This is a genomic window from Pseudomonas sp. B28(2017) (assembly GCF_002113025.1).
Classification (GTDB): Bacteria; Pseudomonadota; Gammaproteobacteria; order Pseudomonadales; family Pseudomonadaceae; genus Aquipseudomonas.
Map to the genome: position 1 here is coordinate 1 of NZ_NEJH01000023.1, position 20,057 is coordinate 20,057.

Here is a 20,057-nt window from a genome sequence, read left to right on the forward strand (position 1 = left end):
CTCACAGCACTCACAGCACTCACAGCACTCACAGCACTCACAGCACTCACAGCTACAGAGCAAAAAAACTTTCCCGACAATCCGAGAAGAACCAAAAAATAAGCCAGTGCACAGCCCCTCTGTGGGAATGCACAAGGCTGACGGTCATGTTCCAATAGCCGGTATTGGAAAACTGGAAATCGGAACATGAAGAAACTCGCAGCACTGACCCTCGCCTCGGCGCTTACAGCCGGTCTGTTCAGCACACCCGCCCTTGCTGCGGGCGATGTACAGGCCGGGGAGAAAGTGTTCAAGCGCCTCTGCAGCGGCTGCCATCAGATCGGCGAAGGGGCTCGCGCCTTCTTTGGCCCGCAGCTCAATGGCGTGATCGGTCGCCATTCCGCCGTGACCACGGACTACGTGTATTCCGATGCGATGAAATCAGCCAACCTGGTCTGGGACCGCGAAACCCTGATCGCCTACCTCGAAGCACCGAAGAAGGTCGTCCCCGGCACGCGCATGATTTTCTGGGGCCTCAGCGACCCGGAAAAAATCGAAGACTTGCTCGCCTACCTGCAAACTTTCCCGGCGCAGTAATTACGCGGTGGCCTGCTGGTCGGCCGTCAGATTGCCCACCAGCCACTCAGTGAAGGCACGCGCCATCGGGATATTCTCGCTGTCACGGTGCGTCAGCAGTGCCCAGTTCGGGCCGCGGATGGTTTGCTCCACCATCGGTTGCAACAGCCCGGTGGCTCGCGCCTGCCGACTCAGCAACTGGCTCACCAGCGCAATGCCGAGCCCGGTGCAGGCGGCGTCCAGCAGTAAGCCCGGATCGGAAAAATTCAGTCCCTGATCCATCTGCCCCACATCGATTCCCGACTCCACCGCCCAGTGGCTCCAGTCCATTTCCCGCTCGCCATGCAGGGTGGTGCGCTGTTCCACGGGCACGGCCAACAGGCTCGGATGACATGCCGGGTAGAGGCGGTCGGCGTGCAGTACCTTGAAACTGCATTCGGCCTGGGAACTGATGTCGTCGCGCACCGCCAGGTCGATGGTCTGGCTGGCCATGTCCGGCACTTCATCGGTGCTGAAAATCCACAGATCGACCTGTGGATGCTGCCGACGGAAATCCCCCAGGCGCGGTAACAACCAGTGCCGGGCGAACGCCGGGGTGGTGTTGAGCACCAGTTGATTGGGCTTCTGGTATTGCCCCAGCCGGCGAATGCCCACCGCCAGTTGCTGCAACAACGCCTGGGTGGTGCTCAGCAAATCGTGACCGGCATCGGTCAGGCTGACGCTGCGCCCGCTGCGATAGAACAGCGGTTGTTCCAGATAGGCCTCAAGGCTGCGGATCTGCTGGCTGATCGCCGATTGGGTGAGGTGCAGCTCTTCGGCGGCTTTGTGAAAACTGCCCAGCCGGGCGGCGGCTTCGAAGCCGCGCAGGGTGCTCAGGGGCGGCCAGTGTTTGAGCATATTGATAAGTTCCTCTAATCAGTTGCCTGCAAAATACATCGTTTGTTTGCCCGTTTTACCAGCCGTAGCATGCATGCCAAGACCGCCAAGGCCGTTTTCATTGAACACAATGACTTAACTTAGAGGTACTTGTCATGCAGCAGAACGCAATTCAAAACAGCGGTTGGATGATGCCAGCCGAGTGGGTCACCCACGCCGCCACCTGGATGGTCTGGCCGCACAACAAGCCGCTTTGGGAGTCAGGCTGGCGGGTGACCCTGCCACAGGTTCAAGAGGACTTCGCCCGCGTGGCCAACGCCATCGCCCGCTTCGAACCGGTGAAGCTGGTGGTCGATCCTTCGGCGGTCGCCAGCGCCAAAGCCTTGTGCGGGCCGAACATCGAGCTGATCGAACTGGCGGTCAACGACAGCTGGTGCCGTGACTCCGGCCCGAGCTTCGTCTGCCACCCGCAGCAAGGCCTGGCCGGCGTGAGCTGGCGCTTCAATGCCTGGGGCGGCAAGTCGGCCCACGATCTGGACGAAAGCCTGGCCCGCCGCGCGCTCAACCAGTTGGGGCTGGAGTGTTTCGGTACGGCGCTGAGCAACGAGGGCGGTGCGATCCATGTGGACGGCGAGGGCACGTTGATCACCACCGAGTCGGTGTTGCTCAATCCCAATCGCAATCCGGGCGTGACCAAGGCCGAGATCGAAGAGATCTTCACCCGTTTGCTGGGTGTGAAGAAAACCATCTGGCTGCCGGGCGATCCGGACTACGTGACCGGCGACATGACCGACGGCCACGTCGATGGCGTGTGCGCCTTTGCCCGTCCCGGCGTGCTGCTGGTGGACGCCACCCACGACAAGCAGTCGGTGTACGCCGAAGTGGCCCGGGAAAACCGTCGCGCCCTTGAGCTGGCCACCGACGCCCAGGGTCGCAAGTTCGAGCTGATCGAACTCCATGAAGCCACCGATGCGGTGGACACCGAGGCCGAAGTGTTCTGCGCCTCCTACACCAATTTCTACATCGCCAACGGCGCGATCATCATGCCGGCCTATGGCATCGATGCCGACAACGTCGCGGCCCAAGTGCTGGCGCAGGCGTTCCCGGGGCGCGAAGTGGTGCCGGTGCGGATCAACCATCTGGCCCATGGCGGTGGCGGTGTGCATTGCATCACCCAGCAACAGCCGGCCTGGCCGGTGCGGGGTTGATGCCATGACACTGCTGACCATCGCCACCACCCAGATGCCGTGCACCTGGGACCTGAAACACAACCTCGACCAGGCCGAGCAACTGGTCCGCGAGGCCGCCGCCAAGGGCGCGCAGGTCATCCTGTTGCAGGAGCTGTTCGCCACGCCGTATTTCTGCATCGAGCAACACCACAAGCACCTGGCGCTGGCCGAGGAGTATTGCGACAGCCACGTGCTCAAGCGCTTCGCCGCGCTGGCCAGGGAATTGGGTGTGGTGCTGCCGCTGAGCTGGTACGAGAAGGCCGGCAATGCGTACTTCAATTCGTTGAGCGTGGCCGACGCCGACGGGCGTCTGTTGGGGGTGTACCGCAAGACCCACATCCCCAACGCCATCGGCTATCAGGAGAAGGAATATTTCAGCCCAGGCGACAGCGGTTTCCGGGTCTGGGACACTGCGTTCGGGCGCATCGGCCTGGGCATCTGCTGGGACCAGTGGTTTCCCGAAACCGCCCGCTGCCTGGCCCTGATGGGTGCCGAAGTGCTGCTGTTCCCCACGGCCATCGGCTCTGAGCCTGGCTGCGCCACCCTGGATTCGCGCGATCACTGGCAGATGACCATGCGCGGCCACGCCGCCGCCAACCTGCTGCCGGTAGTGGCTGCCAACCGTGTCGGCCGGGAAGCGGCGACCACCGACCCGACCCTGCAAATGAGCTTCTACGGCTCGTCGTTCATCTGCAATCACAAGGGCAAGTTGCTCGCCGAAGCCGACCGCGACAGCACCGGCGTGCTGGTCCACAGCCTGGACCTGGCGGCCATGCGCGAAGACCGCCTGACCTGGGGTATCTACCGCGATCGCCGTCCGGAAATGTACGGCGCCTTGTTGACCCAGGACGGTCGTCAGATCCATTCACGCTGGGCAACCCAAGGGGTGTGACATGAACACGATCAACAAGCTGTGCCTGGCCATGGGGCTGGCGCTGACCTGTGCGGTACCTGCGTTGCACGCCGAGGAGAAAACCCTGCGGCTGTACAACTGGGCCGATTATTTTGCCGAGGACACCCTCAGCAGGTTCACCGCCGAAACCGGGATCAAGGTGATCTACGACGTCATGGACGGCAGTGAAACCCTGGAAGCGAAAATGCTCGCTGGCGGCAGTGGCTACGACCTGATCTTTCCCGGTGACACCGTGGCCGAACGTCTGATGCGTGCCGGCAGTCTGCAACCGCTGGACCAGTCCAAAATCACCGCCCTGAATGACGTCGAGCCCGGTTTGCAAAAGCTGCGCTCGCACTACGAGCATTCGAGCAAGGCCACGGTCCCGTATACCTGGGGCACCATCGGCCTGACCTACAATGCCGAGCAGATTGCCAAGCGTGCGCCGGATGCGCCGGTCGACAGCCTGGACATGCTGTTCAAACCGGAACTGGCGGCGAAGTTCGCCGACTGTGGCATCTCGATGATCGACTCGCCGGACGAAGTGCTGGCCGTGGTGCTCAACTACCTCGGCCGCGATCCACGCAGCGCCAAACCGGCGGACCTGGCGGCGGCGAGCGAGCTGCTGATGAAGCTGCGTCCGTACGTTCGCAAGTTCCAGTCGCAACCGGTGACCGACCTGGTCAACGGCAACCTGTGCGTGTCCCTCGGCTACAGCGGCGACATGACCCAGGCGCAGCGCACGTCTGACAGCGCCGGCAAGAAAACCACCTTCCACTACCGCATTCCCCGAGAAGGCACCACGGTGTGGATGGACACCATGGCCATTCCCGTCGACGCGCAGCATCCGGAGTACGCCTACGCGTTCATCAACTTCGTGATGCGCCCGCAGAACATGGCGGCCATCAGCAACTTCACCGGCTATCCGACCTCCAACGCCAAGGCGCGGCCGGACGTCGATGCGGCGATGCGCAACAACCCGGACATCTACCTTGATGAAGCCACCTACGCACGGCTGATTCCCGGCAAGGACATCCCCCAGTCCGACATGCGGGCACGCATGCGCACCTGGACCAAGTTCAAAACCGCTACCGTTAAATGATCACCGGCCGGCCCGAGGGCCGGCCACACCCGAGATTTCAGGAAAACACATGCCGACACGTCGAACATTCATCAAGCAGGTATCGATCGCCGCCGGACTGGGCGCGCTGGCGTCCATGGGATTGGGCCTTGCCTCCCTGCCGGTGCGAGCGGCCGGTAACGGCAAGTGGTACATGCCCGATGAAGGGGACAAACACCAGCGAGCCTTCATCGCCTTTGGCGCACAGGCCGCGATCTGGGAGGATTTCACGCCCCACGTGCAGGACGCCCTTGGCCGGATCGCTCGCAGCATCGCCCAATACGAGCCGGTCACCGTGTTCTGCCGTCAGAGCGAGCGGCGTCTGGCCGAAGCCAAATGCGGCAGCCACAACACGACCTTCGTGATCGCCGAGCTGGATGACATCTGGATGCGCGACATCGGCGCCAATTTTGTCGTCGATGGCAACGGCGACCTCGGCGCCGTGGACTTCAACTTCAACGGCTGGGGCAACAAACAACAGCATGAGGACGATGCGCAACTGGCCGCCCTGGTCGCCGGAGACGCCAAGGCGGATTACCTGCGCAGCGAACTGGTGGGTGAGGGTGGTGGCATCGAAGTGGACGGTCACGGCACCGGGATCATGACCGAAAGCAGCTGGATCAACCGCAACCGCAATCCCGACTGGAGCAAGGCCGAGGTTGAAGCAGAGCTGAAAGAACGACTGGGCCTGCGCAAAATCATCTGGCTGCCGGGCGTCAAGGGCAAGGACATTACCGACGCCCATGTCGACTTCTATGCGCGCTTCGTCAAGCCTGGCGTGGTGATCGCCAACCTCGACAACGACCCCGAGTCCTACGACTACAAGGTCACTCGCGCCCACCTGGAAATCCTCGAAAACGCCACGGATGCCGATGGCCGCGCCTTGCAGGTGCATACCGTGTCGCCGCCGCTCAATCCGCGCAACAGCAAGTTCAGCAAGGACAACCCGGATTTCGCCGCCGGCTACATCAACTACTTCGTGATCAATGGCGCGATCATCGCACCGCAATTCGGCGACAAGGAAGCGGATGCCAAAGCCTTCGACCTGCTGTCCGAACTCTACCCGGATCGCGAGGTGGTGCAGCTCGACATCGACGCGATCTCCGCGGGCGGAGGCGGCATTCACTGCGTGACCAGTCACCAGCCGATGGTGTGATGACTTCCGGTTTTACACAAAACCTGTAGGAGCGAGCCTGCTCGCGATGGTCGTTAACGAAAACGCGTGCTTGCTGGCTAAACGCGGCGCTCTTGAGTTCCTCGCGAGCAAGCTCACTCCTACAGGGAGGATCAGGCAGTCAGGCCTTGTTGGCCTTCAGGTAAGCCCCCAGCCGCCGCCCCATTTCCTCACCCAACGCCTGCAAGCCACTGAGCGGTCGCACCATCACTTCAAACTCGACGATCTTGCCGTGTTCGTTGAAGCGGATCATGTCGATGCCCTTGAGCTCTTTCTCGCCGACTTTGGCGCTGAATTCGAGAATAACGCTCAAGCCATCCGCCGTGGCCAGTTCACGGTGATAAGCAAAATCCTCGAACACGTTCACGACCGTGTTGAGGATCATCGACACCACCGGCGCCCCCGGATACGGCGTGTGCGCCATCGGCGAACGGAACACCGCCTGCGGATCGAGCATTTCGGGCAAGGCGCTCAAGTCGCGCTTGTCGATCATCGAGTGCCAGTGCTTCAGGGACGCTGCGACGTTGGGGTTCAGGTTCAGCTCAGACATCTTCAACTCCTGTTTTTATTGTTGTGGTGCGAAAACCTTGGTCGATCACCCTGGCGGCATCGTCGGCCCATTGACGGTAGAGCATCGGCCCCGGATGAAAACCATCGCTGGCCATCAAGCCCGGTTCGGGTGCCAGCGGGGTGCTCAGCATCGTACATTGATCCACGCGTGCGGCCAGGTCCGCAAGATGTGCATTGAAACGACGCGCCCTGAACCCCAGGAACCAGCGCAGCGGCTGCGGCAGGGCGGGGAACAAATGCATGGGTGGAAGCGGCGACAGCACAATCTGCCTCACCGCGAATCTGTCGCATAACAGCGCGATCAATCGCTGTTGCCGAGCGAGCCACTGATCCAGAGTGAGCGAGCTGGTGACATCGTTGACGCCAATCGACAACAGCGCCACATCGAACGGCTCCGGGGCGTGCTGTTCCAACAGCTCCAGCAACCCTTGCGAATCCAGGCCGGAACGCGCCCAGAGTTTCCACGACACCCGATAATCATCGGCCAGGCGCTCGACCAGCCGACCGCTGAGGGCTTCACCTTGAGTCGCCGCACCCACGCCGGCAGCGGCGCTGTCGCCCACAATCAACAGGCGCAGAACGTCGCCACTGCCAGCCTCGCCCAGGCGTTCGCCTTCGGCCTCCGGCAACCTGGGCGTCACCCGCCGTGTGTACAGGCCCTGCACCAGCAACAATGGGCCGAGCAGGATCTTGGTGAGGGTTTCAGTGCGGCTCATCTGACGTTACCGCCCAACAACACACAACTCGCCTGTCGCCCGAATCATCGCTTGGCCATGCAGGTCATCCTTGGTCAGCGCGGAGCGCTCCGTAGCCAGCCACTGCGGGCAGTTCGGGTCTTTGCGGTAGGGCAGGAAATCGGCGTACTGCTTGAGCAGCAGGTTCTGCAACTTGTCGAGCTTCGGCCGGATTTCGTTGTTGAGGTCCGGCCGTGGCGTGTCCGGTGCCTTGTGCGCGGCTTGCCATTGCGCGAGCCGGCTGTATTGCAGCAGTTTGCTGGCCTCGATCTGGGCGGCGATCAGGTCGGCGACATCGTCGGGGTCGAGCTTGCGCTCGGCCGCCTGCTTTCTGGCGTTGGCGATGACCTGCGCTTCCCGGGCGTTGTCCTGGACCGGTTTGCCGCTGTCCCACTTGGTCAACGCCACCAGCTCACTGATGTTCAACCGCTCATTCATTGTCGCCAGCAAGGGTTGCAAGGCATCGGGCGGCGCAGGCGTCGTGCCGGCCTGGACACCGCCAGCGAACAGACCGAGCAGGGCGCAGGCCAGCCAGTGCGGCAGGCGTGGGGAACAGGGCATGGGCAGAACCTCCTTGGACGCAGAAATCACTGCGGCTTGTGTATCACAAGTGAGGCCAGGGAACGACAGGTTGCGCAGGATTCAGGCCAGCAGCCGTTCAATCTGCGCCAGTTCCCAGGTGCTGAGCAAACTCACCGGGTCGGTGCCGAAGCGCTGCCCGTTGTCGAACGCATAGTCGCGGCCATCGGGGCTCTGGCCGTGCAGGCAGTGGCGCAAGTGGCCGGCGTCGACGTCGAGCATCAGGCGCCAGCCGTCGATGTCGACCCGTACATGACTGGACTCGCAAGCTTCGTCGACTCGCTTGAACGTGCGAATGCCCTGGGCGGCGTCGCGCAACTGCTGGTAAACCTCGCGGGCGGTGAGGGCGGACACTGGTGTCTCCGGGGCGGAATCGGGGAGGCACAGGATAGATCATCGGCCTGCAAAAAAAACCGGCAGATCTGGCCCGAACTCTGTAGGAGCGAGCTTGCTCCTACTATTTCCTGTCCAACGCCGCCTCCGCCGCGGCAATTTCAGCCTGGCGCTTGACGATCATGTCGCCCACCGGCGGCCCCTGGAACCGTCGTGCTTCAAAACCGAACCAGACGATGGCGGTCAGGATCAGGAAGCCGATGGTGATGTACAGCGCCCAGTCGTTCGGTGGCTGGATGCCGATGACGAAAATGATGATCATCGACAGGACCGAGAGGAGGGCGAACACCGAGTACCAGAAGCGCCCCATGTTCCACGGCCCCATGGTCGGCCACTTCGACGTCCCGAAGGTAAACAGGCCGAGCACGATAGGGATGGCGAAGGAGAAGAACAGGAAGATCACCGTGCAGGACACCACGATGGTATAGACCGGCGTTGCCCCGACCGAGATCACCGACGAGCCCCAGTCGAACAGTACGGCGAGGGTGGCACCGGTCCAGATCGCCGCCACCGGGCTGCGATGGGTCGATGAGACTGAGGCCAGCGCTTTCGAGCAAGGCAAGCCGCCATCCCGGGAGAACGCGAAGATCATGCGTGAAACCGAGGTCACGGTGGCTAGTCCGCAGAGCACCTGCGAGATGAAAATCGCCACGTACAGCACGTCCCGAAGCAACGGATTCACTTGCGTGTTCATGGCCCAGAAAAACACGTTCCAGCCTTGCTTGGCCGCCTCGTCCATGCTTGGCAGCATCAGTACGAACGCGCTGAGCATCAGCCAGCCGAACAGCAACGACCAGACCACCGACATGACCATGCCACGGGGCACTGACATGGCCGCATTGCGGGTTTCCTCGGAGGTGTGCGCAGAGGCGTCATAGCCGGTGATGGTGTAGATCGGCAACAGCAGGCCGAGCATGAAAATCCAGCCGTTCGAGACCTGCGGCCAGACACTGCCACCCACCTCGCCGGAATAGTTGTTGAAGGTCCACAACCGGGCGAATTCATAGCTGGGCGCCGAGATCAGGCAGACGATGGTCAGCGCCAGCGCAGTGGCGAAAATCAGGTAGCCGGAGAAGTCGGTGAGCCTGGCGGTGAGCCCGATGCCCAGGTGGTTGCACAAGGCCTGCAGGCCGGTGAGGATCGCCAGGAAAATCACCCTGACCGTGGTCGTGTCCTCCATGCCCAGTGCCGGTCCGAAGGCACCGAAAAAGAAGTAATAGGTGCCGACGTTGATCGCCCCGAGCACCGTGACCAGCCCCAGCAGGTTGAACCACGCGGTCAGCCAGCCCGTGAAGCGGTTACCGAGAATCGAGCCCCAGTGGTACAGGCCGCCAGCGGTGGGGTAGGCCGAGGAAATCTGCGCCATGGCCATGGCGAACACCCCGGAGATCAGGCAGCCGATCGGCCAGCCGATGCCGATGGAGATACCCCCCGCGCCCGAGGTGCCCTGGGCCAGGGAGTTGATGCCACCCGAGAGGATGCAGATGATCGAAAAGGAAATGGCAAAGTTGGAGAAAACGCCCATTCGTCGTGAGAGTTGCTGGGCATAGCCCATGCTGTGCAGCACTTTGACGTCATCGTCGTGCGCGTCGGTGCCGGGCTGGATTGCTGGGTTCATGATGTGTGCCCCTTCAGGTTTTGATACGCAACCATCCGGGTGGCCGGATGGGCTGGCTTTCAACCCCTTGTCGTACTGCTCCTGTTACCAACGGATCACACCTGTCCATACGCAGCGATGGCCAGGTGACTGCTCTACAGGCGGCCGTGAAACGCCGCATCGAAAATCCTTGCCACGCCGTCCCGGGTCAATGGCAGCGGGTTGCCGCCGGCGGAGGGGTCGACAATCGCCATGTCCGCGATCAGGTCGGCCTGCCGGTCATCCACGCCCAGTTCAACCAGGGTATGGGGCACGCCGATGTCCTTGCGCAGCTTGAGCACGAAGGCCTGGAAACTGTCGAACCCCGGGGAGGGCAGGCGCAGGTACGCCGCCAGGCGGGTGATGCGCTCCTCGATGGCCGAGCGATTGAACTGCAGGACATAGGGCATGAAGGTGGCGTTGGTCATGCCGTGATGGGTGTCGTACAGCGCGCCCACCGGATGCGACAGCGCATGCATCCCGCCCAGGCCTTTCTGGAATGCCGTGGCGCCCATCGCCGCCGCCGCGAGCATTTGCGCGCGTGCCTCGAGGTCTGACGGTGTGTGTACCGCCTTCACCAGTGAATTGGCCACCAGGCGCATGCCTTCCACGGCAATGCCGTCGGCCAGGGGGTGAAAACCGGGGGCGCAGTACGCTTCCAGGCAGTGGGAGAATGCATCCATGCCGGTGCCGGCGGTGATTTTGGCCGGCATGCCGACAGTGAGGGCCGGGTCGCTGATCACCACGCGCGGCATCATTTTCGGGTGGAAGATGATGCGTTTGGTGTGGGTGCGCTCGTCGATGATCACCGCCGCACGACCGACTTCGGAACCGGTTCCCGCCGTGGTCGGCACGGCAATGACCGGGGCGATGCGGCTGTCGTCGGCGCGGGTCCAGTAGTCGCCGATGTCCTCGAAGTCCCAGACCGGGCGGGTCTGGCCGCTCATGAACGCAATCAGCTTGCCCATGTCCAGGCCACTGCCGCCGCCGAAGGCGATCACGCCGTCGTGCTTACCGGCACGCCAGGCGTCGAGCCCGCCGGCCAGGTTGGCTTCCACCGGATTGGGCTTGAGGTCACAGAACAGTGCGACACCAAGACCGGCGGCGCGCAATGCGTCCAGCGCCGCCGTGGTGATCGGCGCGCGCGCCAGGCCGCTGTCGGTCACCAGCAACGGCCGCTGGATACCCTGACTGCGACAGACGTCGGCCAGCTCGGCGATGCGCCCGACACCGAAACGAACGCTGGTGGGGTAGTTCCAGTTTCCTGTCAGGTTCATGGTCTACACCTCGTGACGCAGATGAAAGGATTTGGCGCGGGTCAGGTGCTCGTAGCCCAGTGGCGACAGCGTGACGCCGCGCCCGCTGTGCTTCACGCCGGTCCAGGCCAGTGCCGGGTCCAGGTAATCGCAGCGGTTCATGAAGACCGTGCCGGTGGAGATTTCATTGCCCAGGCGCTCGGCCGCTGCGAGGTCCTGGGTCCAGATGGAAGCGCTGAGCCCGAACTCGCTGTCGTTCATCAAGGCAATGGCCTCGTCATCGCTGGCCACCGGCATGATGCCGACCACCGGGCCAAAGCTTTCGTCGCGCATGACCGACATTTGATGGGTGACATCGACCAGGACCTGCGGCGCGAGGTAGGCGCTGCCCGGTACGTCGGCGGGAAAGGACTTCGGATCGATCAGCGCTTTGGCGCCCTGGGCCAGCGCATCGGCAATCTGTCCGCGAACAAAATCAGCGGCGGCCGGCGAGACCAGCGGGCCAAGGGTGGTGGCGGGGTCCAGCGGATTGCCCAGCACGTATTGGCGGGTCAGGGTGGCGAAGCGCTCGACAAACGCCGGATAGATTTTCTGATCGACGTAGATGCGCTCCACGGCGCAGCAGCTCTGCCCGGAATTGAAGAAGCTGCCATCCACGAGATTCTCCACCGCGTGCTCAAGATTGGCATCTGCCCGAACGTAGGCCGGGTCTTTTCCACCGAGCTCCAGGCCCATGCCGAGAAATTGTCCGCTGGCGGCGCTTTCCATGACTTTGCCCGCCTCCACGGAACCGGTGAAGTTCACTTGCTGCACACGCCCGGAAGCAATGATCGCCCCGGTCGATACATGGTTGAGCAGGAGGTTCTGGAACAGCCCCTCGGGCAGTTTTGCGCGACGCATGGCCTCGGCAAAACGTTCGCCCACCAGTAGCGTCTGGGACGCATGTTTGAGGATCACGCTGTTGCCGGCCATCAGCGCCGGGATAATCGTGTTCACCGCCGTCAGATAGGGGTAATTCCACGGGGCGACGACCAGCACTGTGCCCAGCGGCTCGCGCTTGATATAGCGTCGAAATCCCGCGACAGGCTCGGGTTCTTCCCGGCCAAGGACCTGCGGTGCGATAGCGATCATGTGCCGGGCGCGTTCGGCAAAACCGCGCAGTTCGCCGGCGCCAAAACGCACGGGGCGGCCCATCTGCCAGGCCAGCTCTGGCACGATGTCCGCCTGCATCGACAACATCGCGTCCACCGCGGCACTGCAAAACGCCGCGCGTTCGCTCAGTGAGCGGCGTTGCCATGACGCCTGTGCGCTGGCAGCGGCCGTCAGCGCCTGCTCGACCTGCGCCGCATCGGCCACTTCGCGTTCGACGTACACCCGGCCATCGACCGGGGAGATCAGTTGAACCTTCGCAGTCATGATGTTCTCAATAGCGCTCGAAGCCGCGCTGCAATTCCCAGTCGGTGATTCGCCGGTCGTACTCTTTTTGCTCCCACTCGGCGGTGTGCACGTAGTGGTCGACCACCTCGTCGCCGAACGCCTTGCGCAACATGCTGGAGGCCTTGAGTGCGGCGCTCGCCTCGCGCAGGGTCTTGGACACTTCCGGCAAATGCTCATCCAGGTAGGCATCCCCTTCGAACGGCGGTGCGAGGTCGAGCTTCTCGTCGATACCGGCCAGGCCCGCCGCGATCAACGCGGCAAAGGCCAGATAGGGGTTGAGGTCGGCGCCACCGATGCGGCATTCGATGCGGATGGCCTTGCTGCCTTCGGCGCACAAGCGAAAGCCGGCGGTGCGATTGTCGCGGCTCCACACCGCCCGCGTCGGCGCAAAAGTGCCAGCCTGAAAGCGCTTGTAGGAGTTGATGTAGGGCGCGAGAAAGCAGGTGATGTCATTGGCGTACTTGAGCTGCCCGGCGACCCAGGCACGCATCAGTTTCGACATGCCGAACTCGGCTTTGGCGTCGAAGAACAGCGGTTTTTTCGCGTTCTTGTCCCACAGCGAATTATGGATGTGACTGCTGGAACCGGCAGCGTCGTAGCGCCACTTGGCCATGAAGGTGATCGCCTTGCCCTGCAACTGGGCGATCTCTTTGCAGGCGTGCTTGATGATGACGTGGTGGTCGGCCATGGTCATGGCATCGGCGTAGCGGATGTTGATCTCTTCCTGGCCCGGGCCCCATTCCCCCTTGGAGTTTTCCACGGGAATGCCCGATGCCTGCAAATGCTTGCGAATCGCCCGCAACACCGGCTCTTCGCGGGTGGTCTGGAGGATGTTGTAATCCTCGATGTAATGGCCGGCGGTTTTCGGTTTGTGATAGTTGCGTTTGTGGATCGCCTCGTAACTCTCATCGAACAGATAGAACTCGAGTTCCGAGGCAAACATGCCGGTATAGCCGCGCGCGTGCAGGCGCTCGACCTGTTTTTTCAGAATCGCCCGAGGGCTGTGAGGCAGGTCCTGGCGATGGTGATGATCGAGCACGTCGCACAGCACCAGTGCCGTGCATTCAAGCCAGGGAACGCGCCGCAGGGTGGACATGTCGGGCTTGAGCACGAAATCGCCGTAGCCTTTGCTCCAACTGGCCGCGGCGTAACCCGGCACCGGCTCCATGTCGATGTCATCGGCCAGCAGGTAGTTGCAGCAGTGAGTTTCTTCGTGGCCGCTGTCGATGAAGAACTCGACCTGGAATCGCTTGCCGACCAGCCGTCCCTGCATGTCGATCATGCAGACCAGCACGGTATCGATTTCGCCGGCAGCCGCGGCGCGCTTGAGTTCATCAAAACTGAGGAGGGGCTCGGTCATCACGTCAATCCTGCGTGAAAGGTTTGGGCCAGTCTGAGATCGCTGTTGCAGACGCTCTCCAGAAACACCCAAAACCTGCAGAACCGAGCATCATGAGCAACGAGTAGTCCAAAGCTTAGCCTACCGGTGCAAAGTGCAAGTTTTGCCAGGTGAAAGCCAACGCACGACCTGGCCCCCCTGTCGGAGCAAGCTTGCTCCTACAAGGAGAGGGGCGTTGGCTTCACTCCGGTAGCCCGGCCAGCCGCAGTCCATCGACGAAACGGGTGAAGTCCTCGGGCCGTTGAATGGGCAGCCAGTCCTTGAGGGTGCAGAGGCGCAAAGAGGGATCCAGCTCTCGCAGGCGTTGCATCGCCCACTTCGCTTTGTCCATACGTCCGCCGAGTGCATGACTGGCCGCCACCAGCGCCGCCGCGGCCAGCAGGCTGGGCAGGTTGCCCAGTGCCTTTTCCGCCCAGTCGGCAGCGGTATCGAAGTGCCCGGCGAAGAAATGCGCGAGCGCCATCCCGACCTGCATCCTGAACATTTCCGGATCCAGCGGGCTCAAGCGAACGGCATGGTTCAAATGCTCGATGGCGGCGTCTGTTTCACCGTGCAGCGCCCGCAGGATACCGCCCAGAAACCAGGCGGGGGCGAGGTTGGGATTGAGCAGGCGCGCCCTGTCGAGCAGTGCAATGCCGCTGTCGATTTCACCGGTGAGATGGCTCAGTGCATGTCCGCCGCGCGTCAGTGCAACGGCATCGTCCCGGCCGAGGGCCACCGCCAGACGCGCCAGCCGTATGCCCTCGGCGACTTCTGCAGGCCGATCGATCATCCAGCCATTGATCTTGCGCCAGAAGTGGCACCAGGCGGCCATGCCATAGGCCGAGGAAAATTCCGCATCGAGTTCGATGGCCTTGTAGAACATCGGCAGCGCCTGCTCGATGGCTTCCCGGCTGCCGCTGTGCAGTTTTGCCATGCCGCGCAGATAATAGTCGTAGGCGTCCAGGCTTTCCGTCGGCTTGCGCTTGGCGCGTTCGATTTCTGCCCGTTCCAGTTGTGGCGCGATAGCGCCGACGACGCTTTCGGTGATCTGGTCCTGCAGCTCGAAGATATCGTCGAGCGTGCCTTCGAAGCGCTCCGCCCAGATGTGCGTCCCGCTGGTCGCGTCGATCAGTTGCCCGGTAATGCGCACCTTGTTCCCGCACTTGCGCACGCTGCCTTCGAGTACGTAGCGAACGCCCAGTTCCTGGCCGATGCCTTGGGCGTCCACCGCCCGGCCCTTGTAGGTGAAGCTCGAATTGCGCGCAATGACGAACAGCCAGCGGATACGCGACAGGGCAGCGATGATGTCCTCCACGACGCCATCGGCGAAGTATTCCTGCTCCGGATCACCGCTCAGGTTCTGGAAGGGCAGGACAGTGATCGAGGGTTTTTCCGGCAGGACGAGCGTAGGGGAGGGGATTTGTTGCGCAGTAACTGTCGGGCGTTCATCGATATCAGGCTGTCGCGCTTCCCCGGTCAAATCGCCGTTGATCCGGCCAACGAAGCGGTAGCCTTTACGGGCGACGGTGCGTACCAGGCGCTGCTCCTCACCGGTATCACCGATGGCCTTGCGTACGGCATTGATGTGGCTGGTGATCGTCGATTCCGAAACGACCCGACCGCCCCACACCGCCTTGAGCAATTCGTCCTTGCTGACGACACGATCGGGATTGTTGACGAACAGCAGCAACAGATCGAAGACCTGCGGGCCGATGGCCACGACTTGTCCACGCAGGGTCAGCTCCCGGCGCTCCTGATCGAGTACGTAGTCTTCAAACGTGAATGGCAAGTTGAGCATCCCCTGGCGAAGCGCCCTCAACTCAGTGTCCCAGGCGGCTGGCGGTTGGTAACTGTGACGGATGATACGGCAGCTCGACACCCGCTGCACCGTCCGCGCCAGAGGGGTTGGACGAACAGCCTCTTCCTTGGACGTAATTCAAGGCTTTCTCCAAGGCAAATCCAAGCCCGGCACAAGGACTTCCCTCTTTCACGCAGGCACTCTCTTACACACCAACGCAATGGTTGCGTTCGACAAGTGGAGAGAAAAAACCATGAAGATCGTCGTCATCGGAGGCTCGGGCCTCATCGGATCGAAACTTGTGAACACCCTGCGCGAGCGCGGCCATGACGCGCTCGCCGCCAGCCCCAGCACGGGCGTGAACAGCATCACCCGCGAAGGCCTGGCCGAAGCGATGGATCGCGCTGATGTAGTGGTCGATGTGGCGAACGCGCCGTCGTGGGAAGACCAGGCCGTTCTCGATTTCTTTGAAACGTCGAGCCGTAACCTGCTGGCCGCCGAAGCCGCTGCCGGGGTTCGTCATCATGTTGCCCTGTCGATTGTCGGCAGCGAACGGCTTCCCGATACCGGCTATTTCCGGGCCAAGGTCGCGCAGGAAGCCCTTATCAAGGTGTCCGGCATGCCTTACACCATTCTGCGCGCCACGCAGTTCTCCGAGTTTGCCGGCGGCATTGTCCAGTCGTTCGCCGTTGGCGAGGAAATTCATGCTTCGCCGGCGCTGATCCAGCCGATAGCGTCCGACGACGTGGTAGCGGCGCTGGCCGATGTCGTGCTGGCAGCACCGGTCAATGGCACGGTTGAAGTCGGCGGCCCGGAAACCATGCCGATCGACGAACTGGCCAGGCGCTATCTGCGGGCGACCCGGGACAACCGCAAGGTCGTGCCGGACGTGCATGCGCGTTACTTCGGTGCCGTGCTCAACGATCAATCGCTGGTCACCGGCAAGAACGCACGCCTGGGGGCGATCCGCTTCGACGACTGGCTGGCCCGGTCGACAGCGCAGTAACGGATCGCACCCTTACATTTCCCACGAATCCAGGAGAAATCCCATGGTTACCCGATTGCTGATGGCCGCCGTTTTCGCAGTGCTCTCGATCAGCGCCGCCTCGGCCGCCGAGCCGCCCCCTGGCAAGGTGACGGTGGTGTTCGACCGTCCCATTCCCAACATTCCTGGCAAGAGCATGAGGGGCGTGGTCGTCGAGTATGGGCCGGGTGCCGCGTCGCCGGCCCACACCCATCCGAAAACGGCCTTCATCTATGCAACGGTCCTGGAGGGCTCGTTTCGCATCAAAGTCAAAGGCCAGCCGGAAAAGATCTACAACGTCGGCGAAAACTTCGTAGAAGAGCCGGGCTCCGTGCACCTGGTCAGCGCCAACGCCAGCGACACCCAACCTGCGCGCCTGTTGGCGGTGTTCGTCCTCGACACCGACGAAAAGGTGCTGGTAACACCGATCAAACAGTGAGCCGATCAACGCGCTCATGAGGGCTCGACAGCCGGGTGGCAGGTCACTGCCGCCCTGTGGCTGCTGGAGTTCCAGGCACTGCACAGGAAATGAAAAATGAACTCGCTCCAGGACAACACCGCCATTGCTGCCAGCCCCCCAGGTGTCCTGGCACGACGAGGCCTGCGTAAAAACATCGGCCTGTTGCTGTGCGTCAGTGCCCTGGTGGTCGTGGCGGCTTGGGGGGCGATAGCGTTTTCAAGTGGCGTGACCTCGACCGACAATGCCTATGTCCGCGGGGACGTCACCTCGCTGGCCGCCAAGGTCGCCGGCTATGTCACGGCGCTGGAGGTCGAGGACAACCAGACCGTGCACACCGGTGATGTGCTGTTTCGGATCGATGACCGCGACTATCGCGCCAAACTCGCGCAAGCCGAGGCCAATGTCAGCGCCGCCCAGGCGCGCCTGACCCATGTCGATGCACAGGTCCAGCTTCAGCATGCGCTGATCCGGCAGGCCGAAGCGCAAAGACGCTCGGCCACCGCCGACATGAACCTGGCGACCAAGACCCACGACCGCAGTCGCAAGTTGATCGTCAGCAACGCGGTCAGCCAGGCCCTGGTCGATGAAACCGGCACGGCGCAATCCAGAGCCGCGGCGTCGGTATCGGCCGCTTCGGCAACGGTCGAGGCGCAACAGCAAAACATCGCGGTGTTGGTGGCCGAAAGAGAGGCGGCCGTGGCGGCTGTGAGCCAGGCACAGGCCGCGCGCGATCTCGCCCGGATCGATCTAGACCACACCGTGGTGCATGCGCCGGTGGATGGCGTCATTGGTAACCGTCAGGTTCGCCTCGGCCGCTTCGTCACGCCGGGCGTATCGCTGCTCGATATCGTGCCGGTCAACGATGTGTGGGTCGTGGCGAACTTCAAGGAAACCCAGCTTGAACAGATTCGCCCCGGCCAGCCCGTGCGCGTTACGGTCGATGGCTACCCCGACGCGGCACTGAAGGGTGTGGTCGACAGCTTTGCACCGGGCAGTGGCTCGGCGTTCAGCCTGCTGCCGCCCGACAACGCCACCGGAAACTTTGTGCGTGTCGTGCAGCGTGTTCCGGTGAAGATCCGCCTGGCTGACAACCCGCTGCCGGGGCGCATCGTGCCGGGTCTGTCTGCGCGGGTGGAGGTTTCGCAAGGAGCCGGCTCATGAATGCCGTTGCCTGCGCCACGCCGAACGGCACCAGGGCGACGACCGGTGTTCTGCTCATCACGGGTATCGTGCTGGCGACGTTGACGGAAGCGATCACCAGCACCGTGCTGTCCCTTGGTCGCGGCGACATCCTCGGCGACACCCATGCCACGCCTGACGAGTTCGCCTGGCTGGATGTCGGCTACATCGCGCTCAAGCTGATCGGGTTCATGATCGCCCCTTGGCTGATGCAGCGATTTTCTGCGCGCAAGGTGATCATCGGCGCCACCCTGGTCATGGGCCTGGCGTGCTACGTGGCTGCCGTTACCGCCTGGCTGGAACTGCTGATCGCACTGCGCATCCTGCAAGGCTTCGCTGGCGGCGCTCTGTTGGTGGCGGGCCAGGCGATCATCTTTCGCGGCTATCCGTGCGCGCTTCAGCCGATCCTGCAAGCCCTGTTCGCCATGGCGGCGGTGGTCGCATCGGCGACCCTTGCACCGGCCCTGCAAGGGTGGTTGATCGACAGCCAGTCCTGGACCTGGATTTTCTTCAGCGTGGTGCCGCTGGCCCTGGCGGCGACTGGCCTCTTGCTCATCGCCGAACACCCCGTGCCTGCCCGGGGCCGGCAACGTTCGTTCGACTGGCTCGGCTGTGCATTGATCTGTGCCGCGTTGTTCTGTTTCACCTACGTGCTCAGCCAGGGCAGTCGCTGGGACTGGTTCGAGGAACCGCGCATCCTGATGCTGACGGTGATCGGTACCGCCGCGCTGCTGGCCTTTCTCGGCCAACAGGTGTTGATCAACGGCCAGGGACTGCTCGACTTCAGCCTGTTCAGATCAAGCGATTTTACCTTTGCTTTTTGCGTCAGTTTCGTCGCCGGTGCCGCGCTGTTCGGCAGCGCCTACCTGATCCCGGCGTTCGCCCTGTCGGTACTCGCGTTCACACCGACCGATGCCGGTTTGCTCCTGCTGCCCAGTGGCGGTTTTTTTGTCGGCTCGCTGCTCATCGCTGCCTATCTGTTCAAGGTGCGCCGCGTGCCGCCGGTGGCGACCGTGCCCTTGGGCATCCTGCTGATCATGGGGGCGATGTGGAGGTTGTCCGGTACTACCAGCGAAAGCGGCAGCGACGACATGATGGTGGCCATCTTGTTGCGCGGCCTGGGCCTTGGCTTCCTGTTTCTGTCGATCACGTTGATCGCTTTCACCCACCTCAACAGCCGCCACCTGGCCAGCGGCATCGGCCTGTTCAATACCGGGCGCCAGTTGGGTGGCTTGATGGGCGTCGCCGGGCTGCAGACCCTGATCGACCACCAGGTGGTCAGCAATGGCGTGGTCCTCGGCGCCAACGTCACCCCGGGAGGGCACGCGCTCATCGAACGGCTGATGACCACAAGCGCGATGCTGGCAGGGAAGGGCATGGATCAGGTGGCCGCTGGCCGGGCAGCCACGAGCCTGCTGGGCAAAGCAGTGTCAGGTCAGGCCACGGTGATTGCCTTCGATACGGCATTCTTCGCCGTGGCCTTGTTGTTCGTCTTTGCCGCACCCATCCTGGTCGGCATCAAGATCGGTCTCTCGCGACACGCGAAAGTGCATGAACAACCGGCGAATTGATGACCCACACAAAAAAGGTTCATCACGGATTACCGGGGAAGATTGGCGTTGGCGTTGGCGTTGGCGTTGGCGTTGGTTTTGTGAGTTGTGAGTCGTGAGTTGTGAGCTTATCCATTTGCCGAGGTGACGCTGAATCACCTTTGCGCCCTTACGGCGCCTTACTTTTTTCAGTCGAAAAAAAAGTAAGCAAAAA

Annotated in this window: 19 protein-coding genes; 9 read left to right on the forward strand and 10 right to left on the reverse strand. The window is 62.5% G+C overall.

Going from position 1 to position 20,057, the window contains the following annotated elements:
- Positions 1-186 precede the first annotated feature (186 nt).
- A complete protein-coding gene (locus CAF65_RS27440) occupies positions 187-576 on the forward strand; it encodes a cytochrome c family protein (protein WP_085719111.1) in 390 nt (129 codons plus the stop codon).
- On the opposite strand, the gene CAF65_RS27445 is transcribed toward CAF65_RS27440, so the two are convergent.
- A complete protein-coding gene (locus tag CAF65_RS27445; RefSeq protein ID WP_085719112.1) occupies positions 577-1,452 on the reverse strand; it encodes a LysR substrate-binding domain-containing protein in 876 nt (291 codons plus the stop codon).
- 134 nt (positions 1,453-1,586) lie between these two features.
- Between CAF65_RS27445 and CAF65_RS27450 the strand changes: the two genes are divergently transcribed.
- The 4 genes from CAF65_RS27450 to CAF65_RS27465 are packed head-to-tail and all read left to right on the forward strand — an operon-like array spanning position 1,587 to position 5,828.
- Entirely contained in the window at positions 1,587-2,639 is a 1,053-nt protein-coding gene (locus tag CAF65_RS27450; protein ID WP_085719113.1) for an agmatine/peptidylarginine deiminase, read from the forward strand.
- A gap of 4 nt (positions 2,640-2,643) precedes the next feature.
- Positions 2,644-3,552 (forward strand): N-carbamoylputrescine amidase, encoded by a 909-nt coding sequence (gene aguB / locus CAF65_RS27455; RefSeq protein ID WP_085719114.1) that lies wholly within the window; start codon positions 2,644-2,646, stop codon positions 3,550-3,552.
- A gap of 1 nt (position 3,553) precedes the next feature.
- Positions 3,554-4,654, forward strand: coding sequence for an extracellular solute-binding protein (locus CAF65_RS27460; RefSeq protein ID WP_085719115.1), 1,101 nt, complete (start codon positions 3,554-3,556; stop codon positions 4,652-4,654).
- A 49-nt stretch (positions 4,655-4,703) separates the two neighbouring features.
- A complete protein-coding gene (locus tag CAF65_RS27465) occupies positions 4,704-5,828 on the forward strand; it encodes an agmatine/peptidylarginine deiminase (RefSeq protein WP_085719116.1) in 1,125 nt (374 codons plus the stop codon).
- Between the two features lie 139 nt (positions 5,829-5,967).
- Here the strand turns inward: CAF65_RS27465 and CAF65_RS27470 are convergent, their stop codons facing one another.
- The 9 genes from CAF65_RS27470 to CAF65_RS27510 all read right to left on the reverse strand — a co-directional run bounded on the left by CAF65_RS27470 (position 5,968) and on the right by CAF65_RS27510 (position 15,621).
- Positions 5,968-6,396, reverse strand: a complete 429-nt coding sequence (locus CAF65_RS27470) for a nuclear transport factor 2 family protein (RefSeq protein WP_085719117.1) — start codon at positions 6,394-6,396, stop codon at positions 5,968-5,970.
- On the reverse strand, positions 6,389-7,132 hold the full coding sequence (locus CAF65_RS27475) for an SGNH/GDSL hydrolase family protein (RefSeq protein WP_085719118.1): 744 nt from the start codon (positions 7,130-7,132) through the stop codon (positions 6,389-6,391). Before CAF65_RS27475 ends, CAF65_RS27470 begins: the two co-directional genes overlap by 8 nt.
- A gap of 6 nt (positions 7,133-7,138) precedes the next feature.
- On the reverse strand, positions 7,139-7,711 hold the full coding sequence (locus CAF65_RS27480; protein WP_085719119.1) for a chorismate mutase: 573 nt from the start codon (positions 7,709-7,711) through the stop codon (positions 7,139-7,141).
- Between the two features lie 81 nt (positions 7,712-7,792).
- Complete coding sequence (locus CAF65_RS27485; RefSeq protein WP_085719120.1) at positions 7,793-8,083, reverse strand: hypothetical protein; 291 nt, start codon at positions 8,081-8,083, stop codon at positions 7,793-7,795.
- 103 nt (positions 8,084-8,186) lie between these two features.
- Complete coding sequence (locus tag CAF65_RS27490; protein WP_085719121.1) at positions 8,187-9,740, reverse strand: amino acid permease; 1,554 nt, start codon at positions 9,738-9,740, stop codon at positions 8,187-8,189.
- Positions 9,741-9,874: 134 nt separating this feature from the next.
- Positions 9,875-11,035, reverse strand: a complete 1,161-nt coding sequence (locus CAF65_RS27495; RefSeq protein WP_085719122.1) for an iron-containing alcohol dehydrogenase — start codon at positions 11,033-11,035, stop codon at positions 9,875-9,877.
- 3 nt (positions 11,036-11,038) lie between these two features.
- Positions 11,039-12,430 carry an aldehyde dehydrogenase family protein gene (locus CAF65_RS27500; protein WP_085719123.1) on the reverse strand — a complete coding sequence of 464 codons (1,392 nt, stop codon included), beginning with the start codon at positions 12,428-12,430 and terminating at the stop codon, positions 11,039-11,041.
- Between the two features lie 7 nt (positions 12,431-12,437).
- A complete protein-coding gene (locus tag CAF65_RS27505) occupies positions 12,438-13,811 on the reverse strand; it encodes a glutamine synthetase family protein (RefSeq protein WP_085719124.1) in 1,374 nt (457 codons plus the stop codon).
- A gap of 220 nt (positions 13,812-14,031) precedes the next feature.
- Positions 14,032-15,621, reverse strand: a complete 1,590-nt coding sequence (locus tag CAF65_RS27510) for a winged helix-turn-helix domain-containing tetratricopeptide repeat protein (RefSeq protein ID WP_085719129.1) — start codon at positions 15,619-15,621, stop codon at positions 14,032-14,034.
- Positions 15,622-15,883: 262 nt separating this feature from the next.
- On the opposite strand from CAF65_RS27510, the gene CAF65_RS27515 reads away from it, so the two are divergent.
- The 4 genes from CAF65_RS27515 to CAF65_RS27530 all read left to right on the forward strand — a co-directional run bounded on the left by CAF65_RS27515 (position 15,884) and on the right by CAF65_RS27530 (position 19,864).
- Positions 15,884-16,636, forward strand: a complete 753-nt coding sequence (locus CAF65_RS27515) for an SDR family oxidoreductase (protein WP_085719125.1) — start codon at positions 15,884-15,886, stop codon at positions 16,634-16,636.
- Between the two features lie 43 nt (positions 16,637-16,679).
- Positions 16,680-17,093: a cupin domain-containing protein gene (locus tag CAF65_RS27520; RefSeq protein ID WP_085719126.1), complete on the forward strand. Its 414-nt coding sequence runs from the start codon at positions 16,680-16,682 to the stop codon at positions 17,091-17,093.
- A gap of 96 nt (positions 17,094-17,189) precedes the next feature.
- Positions 17,190-18,275, forward strand: a complete 1,086-nt coding sequence (locus CAF65_RS27525; protein WP_085719127.1) for an HlyD family secretion protein — start codon at positions 17,190-17,192, stop codon at positions 18,273-18,275.
- Entirely contained in the window at positions 18,272-19,864 is a 1,593-nt protein-coding gene (locus tag CAF65_RS27530) for a DHA2 family efflux MFS transporter permease subunit (RefSeq protein WP_085719128.1), read from the forward strand. The genes CAF65_RS27525 and CAF65_RS27530 overlap by 4 nt, the downstream gene beginning before the upstream one ends.
- Positions 19,865-20,057 lie beyond the last annotated feature (193 nt).

Bases quoted from the DNA above. Each gene is read 5' to 3' on its own strand.
- CAF65_RS27440 (WP_085719111.1), top strand. From the start codon at position 187: ATGAAGAAACTCGCAGCACTGACCCTCGCCTCGGCGCTTACAGCCGGT.
- CAF65_RS27445 (WP_085719112.1), bottom strand. From the start codon at position 1,452: ATGCTCAAACACTGGCCGCCCCTGAGCACCCTGCGCGGCTTCGAAGCC.
- CAF65_RS27450 (WP_085719113.1), top strand. From the start codon at position 1,587: ATGCAGCAGAACGCAATTCAAAACAGCGGTTGGATGATGCCAGCCGAG.
- aguB (WP_085719114.1), top strand. From the start codon at position 2,644: ATGACACTGCTGACCATCGCCACCACCCAGATGCCGTGCACCTGGGAC.
- CAF65_RS27460 (WP_085719115.1), top strand. From the start codon at position 3,554: ATGAACACGATCAACAAGCTGTGCCTGGCCATGGGGCTGGCGCTGACC.
- CAF65_RS27465 (WP_085719116.1), top strand. From the start codon at position 4,704: ATGCCGACACGTCGAACATTCATCAAGCAGGTATCGATCGCCGCCGGA.
- CAF65_RS27470 (WP_085719117.1), bottom strand. From the start codon at position 6,396: ATGTCTGAGCTGAACCTGAACCCCAACGTCGCAGCGTCCCTGAAGCAC.
- CAF65_RS27475 (WP_085719118.1), bottom strand. From the start codon at position 7,132: ATGAGCCGCACTGAAACCCTCACCAAGATCCTGCTCGGCCCATTGTTG.
- CAF65_RS27480 (WP_085719119.1), bottom strand. From the start codon at position 7,711: ATGCCCTGTTCCCCACGCCTGCCGCACTGGCTGGCCTGCGCCCTGCTC.
- CAF65_RS27490 (WP_085719121.1), bottom strand. From the start codon at position 9,740: ATGAACCCAGCAATCCAGCCCGGCACCGACGCGCACGACGATGACGTC.
- CAF65_RS27495 (WP_085719122.1), bottom strand. From the start codon at position 11,035: ATGAACCTGACAGGAAACTGGAACTACCCCACCAGCGTTCGTTTCGGT.
- CAF65_RS27500 (WP_085719123.1), bottom strand. From the start codon at position 12,430: ATGACTGCGAAGGTTCAACTGATCTCCCCGGTCGATGGCCGGGTGTAC.
- CAF65_RS27505 (WP_085719124.1), bottom strand. From the start codon at position 13,811: ATGACCGAGCCCCTCCTCAGTTTTGATGAACTCAAGCGCGCCGCGGCT.
- CAF65_RS27515 (WP_085719125.1), top strand. From the start codon at position 15,884: ATGAAGATCGTCGTCATCGGAGGCTCGGGCCTCATCGGATCGAAACTT.
- CAF65_RS27520 (WP_085719126.1), top strand. From the start codon at position 16,680: ATGGTTACCCGATTGCTGATGGCCGCCGTTTTCGCAGTGCTCTCGATC.
- CAF65_RS27525 (WP_085719127.1), top strand. From the start codon at position 17,190: ATGAACTCGCTCCAGGACAACACCGCCATTGCTGCCAGCCCCCCAGGT.
- CAF65_RS27530 (WP_085719128.1), top strand. From the start codon at position 18,272: ATGAATGCCGTTGCCTGCGCCACGCCGAACGGCACCAGGGCGACGACC.